Genomic DNA, 17819 nt, shown 5'->3' on the forward strand with positions numbered 1-17819 from the left:
GGCGGATTCTGTCGCAGGGGGCTGATAGCTTCTGGCCGTGTTCGATTCGCTGACGAGTGCTTACGGGCCGGCGACCGAGGTCCCCGGCCTGCTGACCGCGTTGCGCTCCGACGACCCGGGGCGGCGGGGCTTCGCGCGCTCGGAGCTGGAGCACATGCTGGCGCAGCACGGTGCCAAGTTCGAGGCCAGCGTCGCGGCGGTGCCGTTCCTCGTCGACATCCTCGGCGGCGAGGGGCACGGGCGGCACGAGGCCTACGAGCTGCTGGCGCTCATCTCCGACAACGATCAGCCGCCCCGGCACCGCACGCGGCGGTCGGGCCCGGCGCTCGGTGAGCTGACGCGCAGCCGGTTCGAGTGGCGCCTGTCGCGGGCGCCCGACGACCCGGCGGACCGTTACCCGTGGCACTTCGACCCGCCGTCGAGCGGGGCGCACGGCTGGGAGCGGCGGGCCTACGAGGCGGTGGGTGCGGGCCTGTCGGCGTACGTGCGATTGCTGCACGACCCGGACCCCCGCCTGCGCATCGGCGCCGCCCACCTGGTCGCCGCCCACCCGTCACCGGCCGCGGTCCCGGCGCTGACCGCGCAGCTCGCCGCCGAGACGAGCCCGATGGCCGCGGCGTCGCTGTGCGTGGCGGCCGGCCAGTGCGGCGAGACCGGCGACGCGGCGCTCCTCGACGTCCTCGGCCGCTGGCGCGAGACGGCCCACCCGCTCGCCCACCTCTCGGCCCTGACCGGCATCGCCCAGCTCACCGACTCCCCCGACGTCCACCTGCTCACCGAGCTCGCCGAGCGCGTCGTCGAGCCGGACGACCCGGCCGACGACTGGCCCTTCTTCGGCGAGCCCGCCCGCGGCGCCTACTGGGCCCTCGAGACGCTGTGCCCGGCCGACAACCCGCTGCTCGCCGAGATCCTGCTCGAGCAGCTGCGCAACCACCGCCCCGAGCGCGTCTACTACTCGATGGTCGAGCTGCTCCTGGGCACCCTCTTCCCCGGCGGCCCGCTGCCCGACACGGCGAGCTTCGGCGAGCTGGGCGAGCAGCAGCAGGAGTTCATCCGGCTGGCGCTGCGCTTCCGTCTGCTCGACGAGGACCCGATGCCGAGCGCCTTCGCCGGCTGCAACCTGCCGACCGAGGCGGTGTCCCTGGAGTTCTGGGCAGCGTTCTGAGCCGCGGCGATCGCGGGCAAGCACCCCCCGGTGTCCCTGGAGCTCGGGGCCGCGTTTCGAGCCGCCGCGATCGCGGGCAAGCACCCCCGCATGAGCGAGGACGACAACGAGGTGCCCGGCGACGCGGCCCTCGAGTACTCCCGGCGTCTCTACTCCAACGTGGTCGACTGGTACCAGGTCGCCGAGACCAAGGCGCAGGTCATCCTCTCGCCGGCCGGGATCTTCACGTCGTTCCTGACCGGCTCGGTGCTGGTGAAGAGCAGCGACACCCGGGAGACCGTGCAGGCCTTCGCGTGGCACACCTGGTGCGCCCTCGCCCTGCTGGCCGTCGCGCTGGCCGCGTCGATCACGAGCGCCGTCATGTGCCTGGTCACCCGCATCATGCCGAGGCGCGAGGCCGAGCGCCGCTACGCCGGCGCCGGTGCCGGCACCGGCGAGCGGGATCGGGGCCACTCCTGTCCTTCCTGCTGACCGGCATCAGCTATCTGACGCAGATCAGCTGACGGCGGCCGGGACGAGCGACGGTCCGAGGCAACCGCCCGAGACAGGCGGCAACCTAGGGCGACCGGCGGCGCGGAACGGGCGACCGGCCCCGAAGTAAGGGGGCGGCCGGTGGGCCGCCCCGGGGCCAGGGGTCAGCCGATCGCGACCCAGGCGTCGTCGAGGCCGCCATGGAACTGGTCGTTGTTGACGCCCGTGCCCTTGCCGCCGAGGCTCAGCGGCTGCGTGTTGTCGATCGTCAGGTCGGCCGGCACCGTGGCGCTGCCCTCGACCTGGTCGGCGACGACGATCTCGAGCTTGTCGCCGGTGCGCCGGCATTCGAGGGTGTGCCACTCGCCGTCCGCGATGGACTTGGGGCTCTTGGCGACGTGCAGGTCCTTCGAGCCCTTGCCCGACAGCACGCAGCTGGGCTTGCCCGAGACGCCGTCGACCTGCAGCTTGTACTGGCCGCCGGGCGCGGTGGACGTTCCCTTCTGCAGGATGTTCTCGCCGGCGGACGTCTCGGCCTGCGACAGCTGGATGTACGCGCCGTAGCGCAGGTTGCGCGTGCCCGGGTTCAGGCCGGGCGCCGACGCGGCCTGCAGGACCACGCGCGGGCAGTTGGCGCCGGTGCACTTCGCGGGGAACTGGACGCCCTGGCCGGAGCCGTGCTTGCCGATCCGCACCGCGCCGCCGTTGGCCGCGGCGGCCCTGAGGGTGTGGCGGTTGCCGGAGCCGTCGTCCCAGCTGCCGTCGGGGACGGTCGAGTCGAAGTTGTACGACGCCGCGTACGGTGACGGCGGCGCCGGGGGAACCTTGGTGCCCTCGGTCGCGGACACGGTGAACGACGCGTAGCGCTTCTGCGCGCTGCCGCCCATCGTGGTGAAGTCGCCGCCGACGCTGAGCAGCTTCAGCGCCGGGGCGGACGCGAGCGTACGGACGCCGACGACACCGTTGCCCATCGGCGCCCACGGCGTGAGGTTGCCCGCGGCGTCGATCGCGGCGAGCTTCACGCGCGGGACCGAGCCGTCGGTGCACAGGCCCTTGGCGCCGTTGTTGGTCGTCGTGCAGGCCTTGTCGAAGTGGCCGCCGACGTAGACCGTGCCGTCGAGGGCGGCGATGGCCTGGGCGTCGCCGTCGAAGACGCGGGTCCAGCGGGCCTGGCCGCCGAAGGTGTACGAGACCGCGCGCCCGCCCTGCCCGCCGAGCGCCGCGTACAGGCCGTTCGCGTCGGCCGCCAGCGCGAACACCTGCGAGACCGGCTTGGGCAGGAAGGTCTTGTCGAGCACTCCGGTGACCCCGTCGACCGCGGACAGCCGCAGCGTGGAGCTGACGCCGTTGGTCTTGTGGAAGCTGCCGCCCAGGTAGACGCGGGTCCCCGCGGTGGCGAGCGCGTTGACGGTGTCGTCCGTGGTCGGCGCCCACGAGGACAGCGCGCCGGTGGCGGTGTCGAAGGCGGCGACGTTCGCCCGGGCGACACCGTCGACCGAGGTCAGCCGCCCGCCGACGTAGAGCCGGCCGTTGCCGACGGCGAGCGCGTTCGGCTGGCCGAGCACGGTGTGCTTGAGCGGCGTGAGTGCGCCGGTCGCGGCGTCCAGGCCGGCCACGGCGTCGCGGGACATCCCGGCGACCCGGTCGAAGTCGCCCGCGGCGTAGACGGTGCCGCCCTCGACGGCCAGCGCGCGCACGGTCGCGTCGGCGCCCGGGTTCCAGTCGAGCAGCTTGCCGGTCCGCGCGTCGAAGGCGGCCAGCCGGGGCCGCGCCACGGTCTTGCCGGCGACGAGGGCGCCGGTGAACGAGCCGCCGACGTAGACGACGTCGCCGCGGTGGGCGATCGCGTAGACGGGACCGTTGAACGAGGGGGACGGTGTCGGCGTGCCGGCGACGATGTCGGCCAGCGCGACGCCGCCCACGGACACCAGGGCGGTCGCCGTGCCGATCAGCAGCGTCCGGCGTAGGGCTGAAGTCAGTTTGCGCACGAGGGCTTCAACGGTCCCGGCACAAATCCGGACATGCCCGTAACGGGCAGAACAAGCGCCCTATCGGATGATCGTGAAGGGCCGGCTGGTGCCGGTGAAGGGCTTGATCGCCCCGGTCACGCCCTTCGCGTCCCCGCGATGCATGATCCGGTACGTCCCGGCGCGCGCGTCCCCCGGCACCGTCCACGTGATCGTGGCCGTAGACACCCCGAGGTACTCGCGCTTCCACTCGTACGTGGCCTGCCAGTCCGAGTCCGTCGCGACCGTCGTCCAGGCGTCGCCGTCGAGGCGTTGCACCTCGAGGTACGTACCCTCGGTGTGCAGGTTGTTGTTGGGGTGTCCCGTCACGAAGGCCACCTCCACCGCCGCGCCGGGCCGGTAGGAGGCGGCGGGCTCCACGAGGACGCTGCCGAACGACTTGCCCAGCGGCGGCGTGTCGAGCACCACGCCCGGGCGCACGCTGATCCGGTTCTGCGGGTAGGACGCCGGCCCCGCGGTGCTCGGCGTCGGCTCCCCCGCGCGCAGGGCCGCCGCCAGCCGGGCCAGCTCCTGCTCGTACGCGGGACCCGTGTACCGCCCGAAGTGGGTGGCCGCGCCCTCGTAGTGCTGGCGGTCGTACTCCTCGGGGGTCGTGACGTAGCCCGCGTAGGCGTTCGCGTAGCCGGCCAGGATCTGGTGGGTCGTCACCCCGGCGAGCTGCGCGTCGACGGCCTCGCGTACCCGCTGCCCGGCCACGATCGTGAACTCGCCGGGCGCGGTACTGATCGCGAGCTGCCCGATCCGGAGCAGCTGCAGGGTCATGATCTGCGGGGTCCACGGCGGGTGCTGGCTGCCGGAGCCGAGGAACACGTCCTTCGGCGCCTGGCACGCGCGGACCGCGGGCGGCGTCGGGTTGACCACGATGCCCGCGACCAGCAGCAGCGGGTTGGTGGTCAGGTCGCCCTCGTCCACGATGTCCGGGCCGGGGCCGTCCTCGGCGCCCGCGGTGAAGTTCTGCCCGAGCGCGCCGGGGCACGTGTGGTGCTCGCCGACGGCGACGTCCGAGAAGTCGACGTACCGGCCGCGCGCGTCGATCGGGCCGGTCAGCTCCTCGGTCGCGCCGTCGAACAGTTCCTCGGCCCGGTCGGCCTGCAGCTGTCCGATGATCCGCGTGTTCTCGAACTGGTCGTCGGTCGGGCCCTGCGCGCCGCCGTTGCGCAGGTTCGGCGACATGTCGCCGGCGTTCGTCTGCGCGAAGGCGGCGACCAGGCCGTCGTGGCGGGACTCCACCACGTGGGCCGCGTACCCCTTGTTGTCGGCGCTGATGAGGTGGTTGTCCGGGCGCATGGACGTGCCGTGCGTGGCGAAGAAGCTGAGCAGCCCGACGGGTACGCCACCCCGCTCGAACCGCAACACGGACATGCGCGTGTCGACGGCCCCCGGGAACTTCGCGCGGTCGGCGGCCGGGTTCGCCTCGAAGGCGGGCAGTGAGCGGTTCACGTTCGCGCCGGTGAGCGTACCCTCGGCGATCTTGACCGTGCCCGGCGCGAGCCCGGCCTCGGCCTCCTCGACCGCCCGGACGATGCCCGCGACCAGGGCCTCGAAGGTCTGCGCCTCGAAGCCGAGCGTCGTCAGGTTGTAGAGGATATGCTCGTCGAAGCCGCCCGGCCCGGAGTGCGTGTGCGTGGCCGTGAGGACCAGGTTGGACACGTCGTAGGGCGGGCCGAGCCGGCGCAGCACCTCGGTGTGCACGGCCTGGGTGATGAAGTCGACCTCGGCGCTGACGAAGGCGACGCGCCTGCCGCCGGCGTCCTGGACGAGGAACGCCCGGGCCCACTGCCGGGAGGCGAGCCCGGCGGTGGTCTGGGCCGGGTCGGCATACCCGAGCATGCCCACCTCGGCCGGCGACCCGGTGATGTCGCCGATCCCGACGCCGACCTCGTATCCCTCCGCGGCGGGCGCCGGCGTCAGCACGAGCACGGCGGAGAGGAGAACACTGAGCAGGCGCACCGGCCACCTCCACATTGATATGCGCTGATGTTAATGGGTGGCGGGGAAAGCCGCGCGCGGTGTGGAATACTTCCGGGAACTGTCCCCGAAACTTCCGAGGAGGACGCGTGGCCCGCGTGACCATCGCCGCGATCGCCGAGGAGGCCGGCGTGTCCGTGCCCACGGTGTCCCGCGTTCTCAACGGCCGGGCCGACGTGGCGCCGCAGACCCGTGAGCTGGTCGAGAAGCTGCTCAAGCAGCACGGCTACCGGCGGCGCACCTCCCGGCAGCAGACCGGCCGCGCCAACCTGATCGACCTGGTCTTCAACGACCTGGACAGCCCGTGGGCCGTCGAGCTCATCCGCGGCGTCGAGGACGTCATGCACGGCGCCGGGGTCGGGACCGTGCTGTCCGCGGTGCACAAGCGCTCGGCCGACACGCGGCGGTGGCTGCAGAACCTGTACGCCCGGCGCTCCGACGGCGTCATCTTCGTCATCTCCAGCCCGAACACCGCGGCGTACGGGGAACTGCAGCGTCTCAACATCCCCGTGGTCGTCGTCGACCCGGCCGGCGGCGCCCCGCCGGACATCCCGGTCGTGGGCGCGACCAACTGGTCCGGCGGGATGGCCGCCTCGCAGCACCTGACGTCGCTGGGCCACCGGCGGATCGGCTTCATCACCGGCTCGATGCAGATGGTGTGCAGCCAGGCCCGGCTCGCCGGCTTCCGCGCCGCCCTCGGCACCCTCGTCGACGAGAGCCTGATCGTGGAGGGCGACTTCGACTACAAGTCCGGCTACGAGGGCGCGCTGGCCCTGCTCCGGCGCCCCGACCGCCCGACGGCCATCTTCGCCTCCAGCGACACGATGGCGCTCGGCGTCTACGAGGCCGCGCGCCGCACGGGCCTGCGGGTGCCCGAGGACGTGAGTGTGGTCGGCTTCGACGACCTGCCCGAGGCGCGCTGGACGTCGCCGCCGCTGACGACCGTGCGGCAGCCGCTCGCGGACATGGGTGCGCTGGCCGCGCGCACGGTGCTGCGGCTCGCCGCCGGCGGCGAGATCGAGACCCCGCGTCTCGAGCTCGCCACCGACCTGGTCGTCCGCGACAGCACGGCGTCCGTTTCGTGAGGCAGAAGATCAAGATCAAAATGCGGATGTCGTAGCTGGTTGCATGGTGCAGACCGTCGCTCACGCCGAGGGCCCGGCGGGACTCAGCTGGCCGCTGACGCGTCCAGAGCACTGAGCCCCACCGGGCCACGTGCGTGAGTGGTCAGCCCGGGCTCGCTTCGCATCGCCCCGGGCGGGACCGCCCGGTCAGTCGATGGTGCGCGGGAGGGTCTTCGCCGCTTCCTTGAGGGCCGCGGCCGCAGCCGAGTAGGGGTTGTAGGTGTACGTCCGCGACAGCGTGCCCGGCACCGTGAAGTAGGCGGCCGACAGCTTCGCCGGGTCGGTCGCGATCTCGCCGCGCGCCGGGACGTCGTTGCCGTCGTCCCAGCCCCACGGCGCGTTGGCGGAGTTGGTGCCGCAGGAGTAGGTGCCGACGCCGCAGTCGCCGGACGTGTCGCCGGCGAAGGTGCCGAGCGAGGCGAACAGGTTCGTGTTGGTGCGCTGCGCCCACAGGCCGCCGGTCGCGAAGATGTCGATCAGCTGGTACTGCACGTCCCGGTCGTTGGTGCTGCCCGGCGTCTCGCTCGTGGTCGACGGGTAGTAGACCAGCCCGTCGCCGTTGATCGTGTACTGCGGGTAGGCCTTCAGCCCGTGACCCTGCGCCTCCTGGGCGGTGACGGGGTGCTGGAAGGAGTCGTGCGGGGAGGACTGCAGCTGCAGGGTGCCGTCGATCGTCTCGCCGCCGTTGGTCCAGGTGCTGCCCGCCGGGGCGTACGAGTAGAAGTCGCTGTGCGCCACGGTGACCGCCGACCGCAGCACACCGTAGTCGCTGCCGTCGCGCTCGATCGCCAGCAGCAGGCCCTCGCCGTCGTTCTCGTGCTCGGTCTCGAAGAACGGGTGGTCGACCCAGTCGCGCGGGTGGAAGAAGAAGTACGTGATGTACCAGTGGCTGCTCGTCTCGACGACCGAGTAGTAGGCCGCCGCGCCGAAGCTCGCACCGGCGGTGGCCGCGTTGTCCCAGTTGTTCCGGCCGGTCAGGTCGCCGTCGAAGTCGACCTTGGTGAGGTAGTCGCTCCTGCCGCCGAGCGCGTGGCTGCCGGTGGCGTCGACGTCCTGGTAGTGGATGGGCGCCCAGCGCAGGGCGAGCTGCGACCGGCTCACCGCGGCGTGGGCCGGGGCCGGCAGGGCGAGGCCGGTGCAGCCGAGGGCGACGGCCAGGGCCACCGCGATCCTCCGTACGGACATGCGTGTCTCCCACTCGAGAAGAGATAGACCGATGCCGATCCAATAGATCGTGTCCGGCCGCCGCGTGTCCACATGGCGACCACGGCATGACGGGTGGGCGTCCGTTGCGGTCGGAAGTTTCGGAGTGCGGTTGTCGATCTCCCGGGGTACGGAACCGCAGGATGAGCGGGTTCGCGTGGGAGCGTTCCCAAACGTACCGGGATGGCGTTTCAGCAGCCGCGCACAACCGCCCTTGAGACTCTTGACACACCTCTGGCGAAACCCTACGTTAACGAAACCTCCCGATAACTTACGGGCTTCTTTCGGAACTTCCGGAGACCGTCCGCCAGCGGCCGTGCCGCCCTTCGTATGGAGACTCTCGTGACACGCATACCGATGTCCCGGCGCTCGTTCCTCACCCTCACCGCCGGCACGGGTGCCGCGGCGGCCCTGGCCGCCTGTGGCAGCTCCGGCCCCGGCACCACCTCGGACGGTGGCGCCAACGCCACCTACTGGTTCCTCAGCGGCGCCCCCGGCGAGACCATCCGCGGCGGCGCCGTCGAACGGTTCAACAAGGGCGACAACGGCGGCAAGATCACGCCGAACGCGGTGCAGAACGACGCGTACAAGGACAAGATCAAGACCGCGATCGGCGCGGGCCAGGCGCCGACCATCATCTGGGGCTGGGGCGGCGGCGGCCTCAAGAGCTACGTGGACGCCGGTCAGGTCGAGGACCTCACCGACTGGTTCGGCCAGAACGCCGCCGTCAAGGACCGGCTCTTCCCGACCTCCTTCGGCCCGGCCACGATCAACAACAAGATCTACGCGATGCCGGCCGAGACGGTGGCGCCGATCGTCCTCTTCTACAACAAGGAGGTCTTCGACAAGGCCGGCGCCACGCCCCCGCAGTCCTGGGGCGACATCATGAACCTGGTGACCCTCTTCAACTCGAAGAAGATCGCGCCGTTCTCGCTCGGCGGGCAGTCCCGCTGGACGAACATGATGTGGCTCGAGTTCCTCTTCGACCGCATCGGCGGCAGCGAGGTCTTCCAGGCCGTCTTCGAGGGCGAGAAGGACGCGTGGTCGAACCCCGCGGCCAAGCAGGCGCTCACCGAGATGCAGAAGCTGATCAACGCCAACGGCTTCATCAAGGGCTTCTCGTCGATCACCGCCGACTCCAACGCCGACCAGGCGCTGCTCTACACCGGCAAGGCCGCGATGATGGTGCACGGCGCGTGGACGTACGGCAGCATGCAGAACGACGGCGGCAGCTTCGTCAAGGACGGCAAGCTGGGCTGGATGAACTTCCCGCCGGTCGAGGGCGGCAAGGGCGACCCGAGCGACACCGTCGGCAACCCGGGGCAGTACTACTCGATCTCGTCGAAGGCCACGCCCGAGCAGAAGGAGCTGGCCAAGAAGTTCTTCGCGAACGGCGTGCTCGACGACACCGAGGTCAAGGGCTGGGTCGACGCCGGCCAGGTGCCGATCGTCAAGGGCGCCGACGCGTCCTTCGCCGGCTCCAAGGACGCCGAGTTCCTCAAGTTCATCTACGACACGTCGGCCAACGCCAAGACCTTCGCGCAGTCGTGGGACCAGGCGCTGAGCCCGACGGCCGCCGAGGCGCTGCTGGACAACATCGCCAAGCTGTTCCAGGTCAGCATCTCCCCCGACCAGTTCATCACCAACATGAACGCGGTCATCGGCAAATGACGACCCTCGCGCCGCCCGCCGTACGGGAGACAAAGACCACCGTCAACGGCGGGCGGAGCGGGCCGGTCGCCTGGATGGCGGTGCCGGCCCTGCTCATGTTCCTCGCCTTCGGGGTCGTGCCGCTGCTCGGCGTCGTCGCGCTGAGCTTCACCACCTGGGACGGCCTCGGCGACATCCACCCGTCCGGCCTCACCAGCTGGCGGGCCGTGCTCGGCGACCCGGGCCTGCTGCACGCCCTCTGGGTCACCTTCCTGATCATGGCGCTGTCGTGGCTCTTCCAGACGCCGCTGAGCCTGCTCATCGGCACGTTCCTCGCGGGGCGGCAGCGCTACCGCGAGGTGCTGGCGGTGCTCTACTTCCTGCCGCTGCTGCTGAGCTCCGCCGCGCTCGCCATCACGTACAAGGCGCTGCTCGACCCGAACTTCGGCCTCGGGCCGGGCCTGGGCTCGTCCCTGCTGACCCAGGACTGGCTGGGCCGGGGCAACCTGGCGCTGGGCGTGGTCGTCTTCGTGGTGTCCTGGCAGTTCATCCCGTTCCACTCGCTGATCTACCAGGGCGGGGTGCGGCAGATCCCCGTGTCCCTGTACGAGGCCGCGCAGCTGGACGGCGCGGGCACGGTCCGGCAGTTCTTCCGGATCACGCTGCCCCAGCTCAAGTACACGATCATCACCTCGTCGACGCTGATGGTGGTGGGGTCGCTGACCTTCTTCGATCTCATCTACGTGCTGACCGCCGGCGGCCCGAGCGACGCGACCCGGGCCCTGGCCCTCGACATGTACCAGCGCGGCTTCAAGGCCAGCCTCATGGGCCCGGCCAGCGCCATCGCGGTCATCCTGGTCCTCGTCGGACTCGCCCTGGCGCTGCTGCTGCGCCGGCTCGGCGGCAAGGCCGACGACAGCCAGCTGGAAGGAGCCTGAGGTGGCGACCATGACCACCGGCCGTCCCACCCGCGTCGAGTCGCCCCCGCCGGCGCGGAGTGCCCGCCGCTGGCGGCCCGGCAACTGGCCCGCCGGCGTGAGCAGCCTGATCTGGCTGGTCATCGTGCTGGTGCCGATCTACTGGATCGTCGTCACCAGCTTCAAGACCCAGAGCAACTACTTCGTCCAGAACCCGCTCGCGCCCTCGAGCGAGCCCACCCTGGACAACTACCGGATGGTGCTGGAGTCCGACTTCCCGCGCTACTTCGTCAACAGCGTGATCGTCGTCGTGGGCGCCGTGGTCCCGGCCGTGCTCATCAGCTTCATGGCCGCCTACGCCGTCGTCCGCGGCTCGGGGCAGCGCTTCCTGCGCGGCGTCAACTCGCTGCTCCTGATGGGCCTGGCCATCCCCCTGCAGGCGGTGATCATCCCGGTCTACCTGATCATCATCCGCCTGCAGCTGTACGACACCCTGCTCGCGATCATCCTGCCCAGCATCGCCTTCGCCATCCCGCTGAGCGTCCTGGTGCTGGCGAACTTCATCCGCGACGTCCCCCGCGAGCTCTTCGAGAGCATGCGCATGGACGGCGCCACCGAATGGGGCACCCTCTGGCGCCTGGTCTTCCCGCTGACCCGGCCCGCCCTGGTCACCGTGACGATCTATCAGGGCCTGCTCACCTGGAACGGCTTCCTGCTGCCCCTGATCCTCACCCAGAGCCCGGACCAGCGGACGCTCCCGCTGGCCCTGGCGGCCTTCCAGGGCCAGTACAGCATCAACGTCCCGGCGATCGCCGCGTCGGTGGTGCTGACGACGCTGCCGATCGTGGTGCTCTACGCCCTCGGGCGGCGGCAGCTGCTGAGCGGCCTGACGGCCGGCTTCGGCAAGTAGGGCAGGACACAGACCCTTGTGGTGAGGGGTGCCTGGCTGAGGGGCTGGGCGCGGGAAGAAGCCGGGCGTGTCGCCCGGCTTCTTCTCCGTCCCAGCCCCGGTCCGCTCCCGTGCTGAGCCTGATCCCGCGCCGTGCGGGGCGCCCCGGCTCGCAGGTGGTACATCCTGGACCAGGCGGGGCGGCGGCTTCGTGACTAGCGTCGGGCGTCATGAGCAATCCTGTGGTGGAGCGCCTGATCGGCGCCTTGAACGGCCGTGACCTCGACGCCGTGGCCTCTTGTTTCGGCGCGGACTTCGTGGGTGAGTGGCCGGCGCATCCGGCCCGGGACGTGCACGGGCCGGAGCAGGTCCGGCGGAACTGGGAGATGATCTTCGCGACGTCGCCGGACATCACGATCGCGATGACGAACGCGGTCGAGGTGGGCGACGAGACGTGGGGTGAGTGGCACTACACGCGGGCGGCCGGGCAGGACCTCAAGGGGGTCATCGTCATCACCGTGCGTGAGGGGTCGATCCGGCGGTCGCGGTTCTACATGGAGCCGGTCGACGCGGCGGACGCCGCGGTGCCGGGCGGGCCCCGGCTGGCCCGCGACTGACATCATGGGGCGGTGCGGAGGGACGACGACTTCGGGAGCGCGGTGCGGTCCCTGCGGCAGCGGCTCACCCCGGCGGCGGCCGGGATCCCGGCGTCGTCGCTCGCCGTCCGTCGCGTGCCCGGCCTGCGCCGGGACGAGCTCGCCGGCCTGGTGGGCGTCTCCGAGGAGCACCTGAAGCGCCTCGAGCAGGGCCGCCGCCGGCCGTCGCCGGGGGTGGTCGACGCGCTCGCCCGGGCGCTGCGGCTGTCCCCGGGCGAGCACGATCGGCTGCGGGCGCTGGCCGGCTTCGCCGCCTCTCCCGAGCCGGACGGCCTGGTGCCGCACGAGGTCACCGAGACGGCCCGGCGGATGCTGGACCGGCTGACCGAGGTCGCGGTGTGCGTCTGCGACGCGAGCTGGACGGTGCTGGACGCGAACAAGCTCTGGCACACCGACGTCTGCACCGTGCCGGAGACGCCGGGGCGAGAGCGCAACGTGGTGTGGCGCGCGTTCACGGAGGCCGGCCCCTCGGTGTTCCGGGCGCCCGAGCGACTGGCGGGCTTCCGGGCGACCGTCGTGGCCGAGCTGCGCGACACGGCCCGGCGCTACCCGGCCGACACCGAGCTGGCGTCGATGATCGCCGACCTGCACGCCCGGAGCCCCGACTTCGGCCGGCTGTGGGACGCCCCGCCGGCCGAGGGCGGCCACGCGGACCGGCTGCGCGTGCCGAGCCCGGTCCACGGCCACCTCGACCTGGACCTGGACGTCCTGACGCTCACCCCCGGCGACCTGCGCGTGGTCGTCTACACCATGGCGTAGGGCCGCGGGGAGGATCTTCATCAGTTGGGGGGATCGGCCACCGCAGCGCTGTCGGACCCGGTGCGGGCGGACCTATCCTCGTGCCTTCGGCGCGGCGACGCGGCATGACTCGCGGCGACGGCATGACTCGCGGCGCCGGCATGACTCGCGGCGCCGGCGAGCGACCCTCCTGCGGCGAGGCAAGTCGAGGGAAGGCGGAGCTGAGCGAGGGGGACATGCCATGGCGAGGCCGAGCGGGGATCACCGGCCGAGGCACATCGTCGTCCTGGCGTTCCTGGGGGTGGTGCTCTTCGTCGCGGGCATCGCCCTGCGCTATCTCGACCGCCCGCTCGACGTCGACCCCGTCGACTCCGGCGACGCGACTTCCGCCGGCCAGTTCTTCAGCGTCGGCATGGACGAGGGCTCCTTCGAGGAGCTGTCGTGCTCGACCTCCTGTCCCAACAGCCTGCTTCTCCAGTACGACAGCTCGGACCCGGAGCTGCTGGTCGGCAAGCTCCTCGGCACCCTCACCGGCCGCCAGGCGGGCACCGATCCGGCGCGGATCGTGCTCGTCACGCCCGGGGGGACCAGCGACGTCACCCTGCTCGAGGAGACGGATCCGCAAGTCACCATGTCCACCGAGGTGGTACGCGCGGGTGGCGCCGAGTCGGTCGCGACCGTGCTGACCGTTCCCGCCATCGACACCTCGCTGTTCTTCGGCGTCGACTTCCTCTGGCGCCCGGACGACGCGCTGATCGACGCCGGCATCGGGCGGCGCAAGCTGCGCATGGCGTACACGAAGAGCCATCCGGCGTTCGACGGCGCCCACGCCTACAGTCTGGACATCGCCGAGGTGGATGCCTCGCTCCGCACGCTGGGTGTCGAGTTCGACGCCGACCGGGAGCGGATCGCCGAGGCGGCCCCCGACCCCGACGGCCGCCCGAAACCGCGGTCGGTGCTGTGGGAGGTGGGCACGGCTCAGCCGGACAGCTATTTCGTGGTCACCATCGACGATGCCACCGCGCGGTTCCTGGTGGGCCTGTTGAACGAGCAGACGCTGTTCGTCGCCGGGCTGTTGCTCGGGGCCGTCATCGGGGCGAAGGCGTCGGTGTGGCTGACCGGCAGGAACAGCGGCTGATGAGGGCAGGCCCCGGGCGAGGTCGCCCAGGGCCTGCTGCCGCGCCCGAGGGGCCCGCGCGGCGGGGGTGACGCTCAGGAAGCGGCCGGCGGCTTCTCCGGCGAGGACGGCGAGGACGGCGAGGACAGCGCCGACGGCGCGGAGGGCGAGGCCGGCGCGGAAGACGCGGACGGAGCTGCGGCTTCGACCTTCGGGGGGATCGGGTCGCCGCCGTGGGCGTCGGGGTTCATGGTGGACTCGTCGAAGGGGTCGCCGCCGCCCATGACGCGCTGCGCCTGGTCGCGGTCGAACTCGCCGGTCCAGGTGCCGATCAGGACCGTGGCGACCGCGTTGCCCGCGAAGTTGGTGAGGGCGCGGGCCTCGGACATGAAGCGGTCGATGCCGACGATGAGGCCGACGCCGTCGAGGAGCTCGGGGCGGTGGCTCTGCAGGCCGCCGGCGAGGGTGGCGAGGCCGGCGCCCGTGACGCCCGCGGCGCCCTTCGACGCGATGATCATGAAGAGCAGCAGGGAGATCTGCTCGCCGACCGACAGCGGGTCGTCCAGGGCCTGGGCGATGAACAGCGACGCCATGGTGAGGTAGATGGCCGTACCGTCGAGGTTGAAGCTGTAGCCCGTCGGCACGGTGATGCCGACCACGGGCTTGCTCACGCCGAAGTGTTCCATCTTGGCGATCAGGCGGGGCAGCGCCGACTCCGACGACGAGGTCGACAGGATCAGCAGGAACTCGCGGCCGAGATACTTGAGCAGCGCGAAGATGTTGATCCGGGCGATCAGCCAGAGCAGCGCGCCGAGGATCACGAAGACGAAGATCGCGCAGGTGAGGTAGAAGCCGAGCATGATCGCGGCGAGGCTCTTGAGGGCGTCCACGCCGGTCTCGCCGACCACCGCCGCGATGGCGCCGAAGGCACCGATCGGGGCCAGCCACATGATCATGGAGAGGACCTTGAAGACGAGCCGCTGGAACAGGCCGACGGCGCGCAGGATCGGCTCGCCCCGCTCGCCCATGCTCTGGATGGCGAAGCCGACGAGCAGCGCCACGAGCAGGGTCTGCAGCACCGAGCCCTCGGTCAGCGCGGACACCAGGGTGGTGGGGATGATGCCGAGCAGGAAGTCGGCCGTGCCCTCGCCGCCGCTGTCGCCGACCGCCTTCTGGCCCGCCGCGGCGGCCTCGGGGCTCAGGTGCAGGCCGGAGCCGGGGTGGATGATGTTGCCGACGACCAGGCCGATCGCCAGCGCCACGGTCGACATGAGCAGGAAGTAGCCGAGCGCGAGACCGCCGACCTTGCCGACCTTGGCGGCCTGCCGCACGGATCCGACGCCGAGCACGATCGTGCAGAAGATGACCGGGCTGATCATCATCTTGATCAGGTTGACGAAGCCGGTGCCGATCGGCTTCAGCTCGACGGCGAAGTCCGGGACTATGAAGCCGACGGCGATGCCGAGCAGGACGGCAGCGATCACCGCCAGATAGAGGAAGTGCGTGCGGTCCCGCCTGGCCGGAGCGGTGGTCTGGTATGCCATGCCGCAGACTGTGGTCTGGGTCTCACTACGAGGCACGCTTGCGTTCATTCTGTTCATCGATCGGAAACGCCGCGAAGTTCGCGGCGTAACGAAGAGCGGCGAGACACGGGAGTCCGATGAGGCGACGCTGGAGCATCGCGGGGCAGCTGTTCGCCCTGCAGGTGCTGATCGTGACGCTGCTGGTGGCCGCCGGGACGGCCGGCGCCGTGCTGCTGGCCCGCCGCGACGCCCGCAACGCGGCGGTGGAGGAGGTGACCGGGGTGGCCGAGGCGATCGCCCGCTCCCCGTTCGTCGCCGGCGCGCTGCGCAGCCCCGACCCGACGGCCCTGCTGCAGCCCTACACCGAGGCGACCCGCAAGGCGACCGGCACCGACTTCATCGTCGTCATGGCCCCCGACCGCACCCGCTACACGCACACGACGGTGTCCCTCATCGGCAAACCCTTCGCCGGTACGGTCGGCGCGGCGCTCGCCGGCGGCACGGTGATCGAGGAGTACGAAGGCAGCCTCGGCGACTCCTGGCGCACCGTGGTGCCGGTACGCGGCGACGACGGGATCATCGGTCTCGTCTCGGTGGGCATCACGACCGACACCATCAACCGCAGCCTGCTGCGCCAGGTGCCCGCGGTCGCCGTGGCCACCGGCGTCGCGCTGCTGCTCGCGGGCCTGGGCGCCTGGCTGCTCAGCCGCCGGCTCCGGCGGCTGACGCACGGGCTGGGCCCGGCCGAGATGACCCGCATGTACGAGTACTACGACGCCGTCCTGCACAGCGTGCGCGAGGGTCTCGTGGTCGTCGACCGCGACGGGCAGGTGGCGCTGATCAACGACGAGGGGCGGCGGCTGCTGGGCGTACCGGAGGGGAAGCTGGACCTGCCCGCCGAGGCCGCCGACCTGATCGCCTCGCGCCGTACCACCGTCGACGAGCCGGTGCTGGCCGGCGACCGGGTGCTCGTGGCGAGCCAGAGCGAGACCCGCTTCGAGGGCCGCAGCCTGGGCACGGTCCTGACCCTGCGGGACCACACCGAGCTGCGCGAGCTGACCGGCGAGCTGGAGTCGGTGCGCGGGCTCACGGCCGCCCTGCAGGCCCAGGCGCACGAGGCCGCCAACCGGCTGCACACGGTGCTGACCATGGTGGAGCTGGGGCGTACGGAGGAGGCGATCGCCCTGGCCACCGCCGAGCTGGCGCTGGCGCAGCAGCTCACCGACCAGGTCGTCGGCGCGGTCGAGGAGCCCGCCCTGGCCGCCCTGCTGCTCGGCAAGTCGGCGCAGGCGGGCGAGCGCGGCGTCGAGCTCACCGTCGAGCCCGACTCCCGGCTGGACAGCGAGCGCGTCCCCACCCGCGACCTGCTCACCGTCGTCGGCAACCTGGTCGACAACGCCCTCGAGGCGGTCGCCCTCGCCGAACCGCCGCGCCGGGTGCGGGTGCTGGTCCGCCAGGACGAGCGCGAGGTGCTGGTCCGGGTGAGCGACACCGGCCCCGGCATCCCGGCGGACCAGGCCGACGCGGCCTTCCGCCGCGGCTGGTCGACCAAGCAGGGTCCGGGACGCGGCGTCGGCCTGTCGCTGGTCCGGCAGGTCGCCGACAGGTACGGCGGGAGCTACGCGATCGCCACGGGCGGCGACCAGCGGGGCGCCACCCTGACCGTCAGGCTGCCGGTCTCATGACGGAGATCCGGGTGCTCGTCGTCGAGGACGAACCACTGATCGCCGAGGCCCACCGCGCGTACACGGAGAAGCTCGACGACTTCACCGTCGTCGGCGTGGCGCACACCGCCCGGGAAGCGATGACCTTCCTGCGGGCCGGCGACGTCGACCTCGTCCTCCTCGACCTCCACCTCCCCGACAAGCACGGCCTCGAGATCGCCCGGGCGCTGCGGGCCGCCGGCAGCCACACCGACGTGCTGGCGGTGTCGTCGGCCCGCGACGTGGCGACCGTACGCCAGGCCGTGGCCCTCGGGGTGACGCACTACCTGCTCAAGCCGTTCACGTTCGCGGCCTTCAAGGACAAGCTGGACAGTTACGCGCGCTACCGGGCCCAGCTGCCCGGCACCGGCGAGGTGGCCGCCCAGCACGAGATCGACCGCGCCTTCGCCACGCTGCGCGGCCCGGCCCACGTCTCCCTGCCGAAGGGCCTCGACGCCCACACCCTCGACCTGGTCCTGACCGCCCTGCGCGGCCTCGCCCCGAACACCGGCCTGTCCGCCGCGGAGCTGGGCGCCCGCATCGGCACCTCCCGCGTCACCGCCCGCCGCTATCTGGAGCACCTGGCCGACGCCGGGCGGGTGGCCCGGCACTCCCGCTACGGCGCCCCGGGCCGCCCCGAGGTCGAGTACCGTCCCGCCTGACGGCAA

The 17819-nt window shown here is 71.7% G+C and carries 15 protein-coding genes; 11 read left to right on the forward strand and 4 right to left on the reverse strand.

Annotated elements, in window-relative coordinates; all coding sequences use genetic code 11:
* Positions 1–37: 37 nt before the first annotated feature.
* Complete coding sequence (locus tag RBH18_RS03480) at positions 38–1165, forward strand: HEAT repeat domain-containing protein (protein WP_306204402.1); 1128 nt, start codon at positions 38–40, stop codon at positions 1163–1165.
* 30 nt (positions 1166–1195) lie between these two features.
* Entirely contained in the window at positions 1196–1636 is a 441-nt protein-coding gene (locus RBH18_RS03485) for a hypothetical protein (RefSeq protein ID WP_306204403.1), read from the forward strand.
* A gap of 164 nt (positions 1637–1800) precedes the next feature.
* On the opposite strand, the gene RBH18_RS03490 is transcribed toward RBH18_RS03485, so the two are convergent.
* Positions 1801–3624 carry a LamG domain-containing protein gene (locus RBH18_RS03490; protein WP_306204404.1) on the reverse strand — a complete coding sequence of 608 codons (1824 nt, stop codon included), beginning with the start codon at positions 3622–3624 and terminating at the stop codon, positions 1801–1803.
* 60 nt (positions 3625–3684) lie between these two features.
* Entirely contained in the window at positions 3685–5613 is a 1929-nt protein-coding gene (locus RBH18_RS03495) for a neutral/alkaline ceramidase (RefSeq protein WP_306204405.1), read from the reverse strand.
* A 107-nt stretch (positions 5614–5720) separates the two neighbouring features.
* Between RBH18_RS03495 and RBH18_RS03500 the strand changes: the two genes are divergently transcribed.
* Complete coding sequence (locus RBH18_RS03500) at positions 5721–6716, forward strand: LacI family DNA-binding transcriptional regulator (RefSeq protein ID WP_306204406.1); 996 nt, start codon at positions 5721–5723, stop codon at positions 6714–6716.
* Between the two features lie 186 nt (positions 6717–6902).
* On the opposite strand, the gene RBH18_RS03505 is transcribed toward RBH18_RS03500, so the two are convergent.
* On the reverse strand, positions 6903–7940 hold the full coding sequence (locus tag RBH18_RS03505; RefSeq protein WP_306204407.1) for a hypothetical protein: 1038 nt from the start codon (positions 7938–7940) through the stop codon (positions 6903–6905).
* A gap of 360 nt (positions 7941–8300) precedes the next feature.
* Between RBH18_RS03505 and RBH18_RS03510 the strand changes: the two genes are divergently transcribed.
* The 6 genes from RBH18_RS03510 to RBH18_RS03535 all read left to right on the forward strand — a co-directional run bounded on the left by RBH18_RS03510 (position 8301) and on the right by RBH18_RS03535 (position 13946).
* Positions 8301–9629, forward strand: a complete 1329-nt coding sequence (locus RBH18_RS03510; RefSeq protein WP_306204408.1) for an extracellular solute-binding protein — start codon at positions 8301–8303, stop codon at positions 9627–9629.
* A complete protein-coding gene (locus RBH18_RS03515; RefSeq protein WP_306204409.1) occupies positions 9626–10546 on the forward strand; it encodes a carbohydrate ABC transporter permease in 921 nt (306 codons plus the stop codon). Before RBH18_RS03510 ends, RBH18_RS03515 begins: the two co-directional genes overlap by 4 nt.
* 10 nt (positions 10547–10556) lie before the next feature.
* Positions 10557–11435, forward strand: coding sequence for a carbohydrate ABC transporter permease (locus tag RBH18_RS03520; protein ID WP_306204454.1), 879 nt, complete (start codon positions 10557–10559; stop codon positions 11433–11435).
* Between the two features lie 209 nt (positions 11436–11644).
* Positions 11645–12031: a nuclear transport factor 2 family protein gene (locus RBH18_RS03525; RefSeq protein WP_306204411.1), complete on the forward strand. Its 387-nt coding sequence runs from the start codon at positions 11645–11647 to the stop codon at positions 12029–12031.
* Between the two features lie 12 nt (positions 12032–12043).
* Entirely contained in the window at positions 12044–12829 is a 786-nt protein-coding gene (locus tag RBH18_RS03530; RefSeq protein ID WP_306204413.1) for a helix-turn-helix domain-containing protein, read from the forward strand.
* Between the two features lie 220 nt (positions 12830–13049).
* A complete protein-coding gene (locus RBH18_RS03535; RefSeq protein ID WP_306204414.1) occupies positions 13050–13946 on the forward strand; it encodes a hypothetical protein in 897 nt (298 codons plus the stop codon).
* A gap of 74 nt (positions 13947–14020) precedes the next feature.
* Here the strand turns inward: RBH18_RS03535 and RBH18_RS03540 are convergent, their stop codons facing one another.
* The gene (locus tag RBH18_RS03540; protein WP_306204415.1) at positions 14021–15469 is read right to left on the reverse strand and encodes a cation:dicarboxylate symporter family transporter; all 1449 of its coding nucleotides are present in this window, start codon (positions 15467–15469) and stop codon (positions 14021–14023) included.
* A 116-nt stretch (positions 15470–15585) separates the two neighbouring features.
* On the opposite strand from RBH18_RS03540, the gene RBH18_RS03545 reads away from it, so the two are divergent.
* Together RBH18_RS03545 and RBH18_RS03550 are read left to right on the forward strand one after the other, a co-directional pair.
* A complete protein-coding gene (locus tag RBH18_RS03545; RefSeq protein ID WP_306204416.1) occupies positions 15586–17133 on the forward strand; it encodes a sensor histidine kinase in 1548 nt (515 codons plus the stop codon).
* Positions 17130–17813: a response regulator gene (locus RBH18_RS03550; protein ID WP_306204417.1), complete on the forward strand. Its 684-nt coding sequence runs from the start codon at positions 17130–17132 to the stop codon at positions 17811–17813. The genes RBH18_RS03545 and RBH18_RS03550 overlap by 4 nt, the downstream gene beginning before the upstream one ends.
* Positions 17814–17819: the final 6 nt, after the last annotated feature.

This window comes from Actinoplanes oryzae (assembly GCF_030757795.1).
Lineage (GTDB): Bacteria > Actinomycetota > Actinomycetes > Mycobacteriales > Micromonosporaceae > Actinoplanes.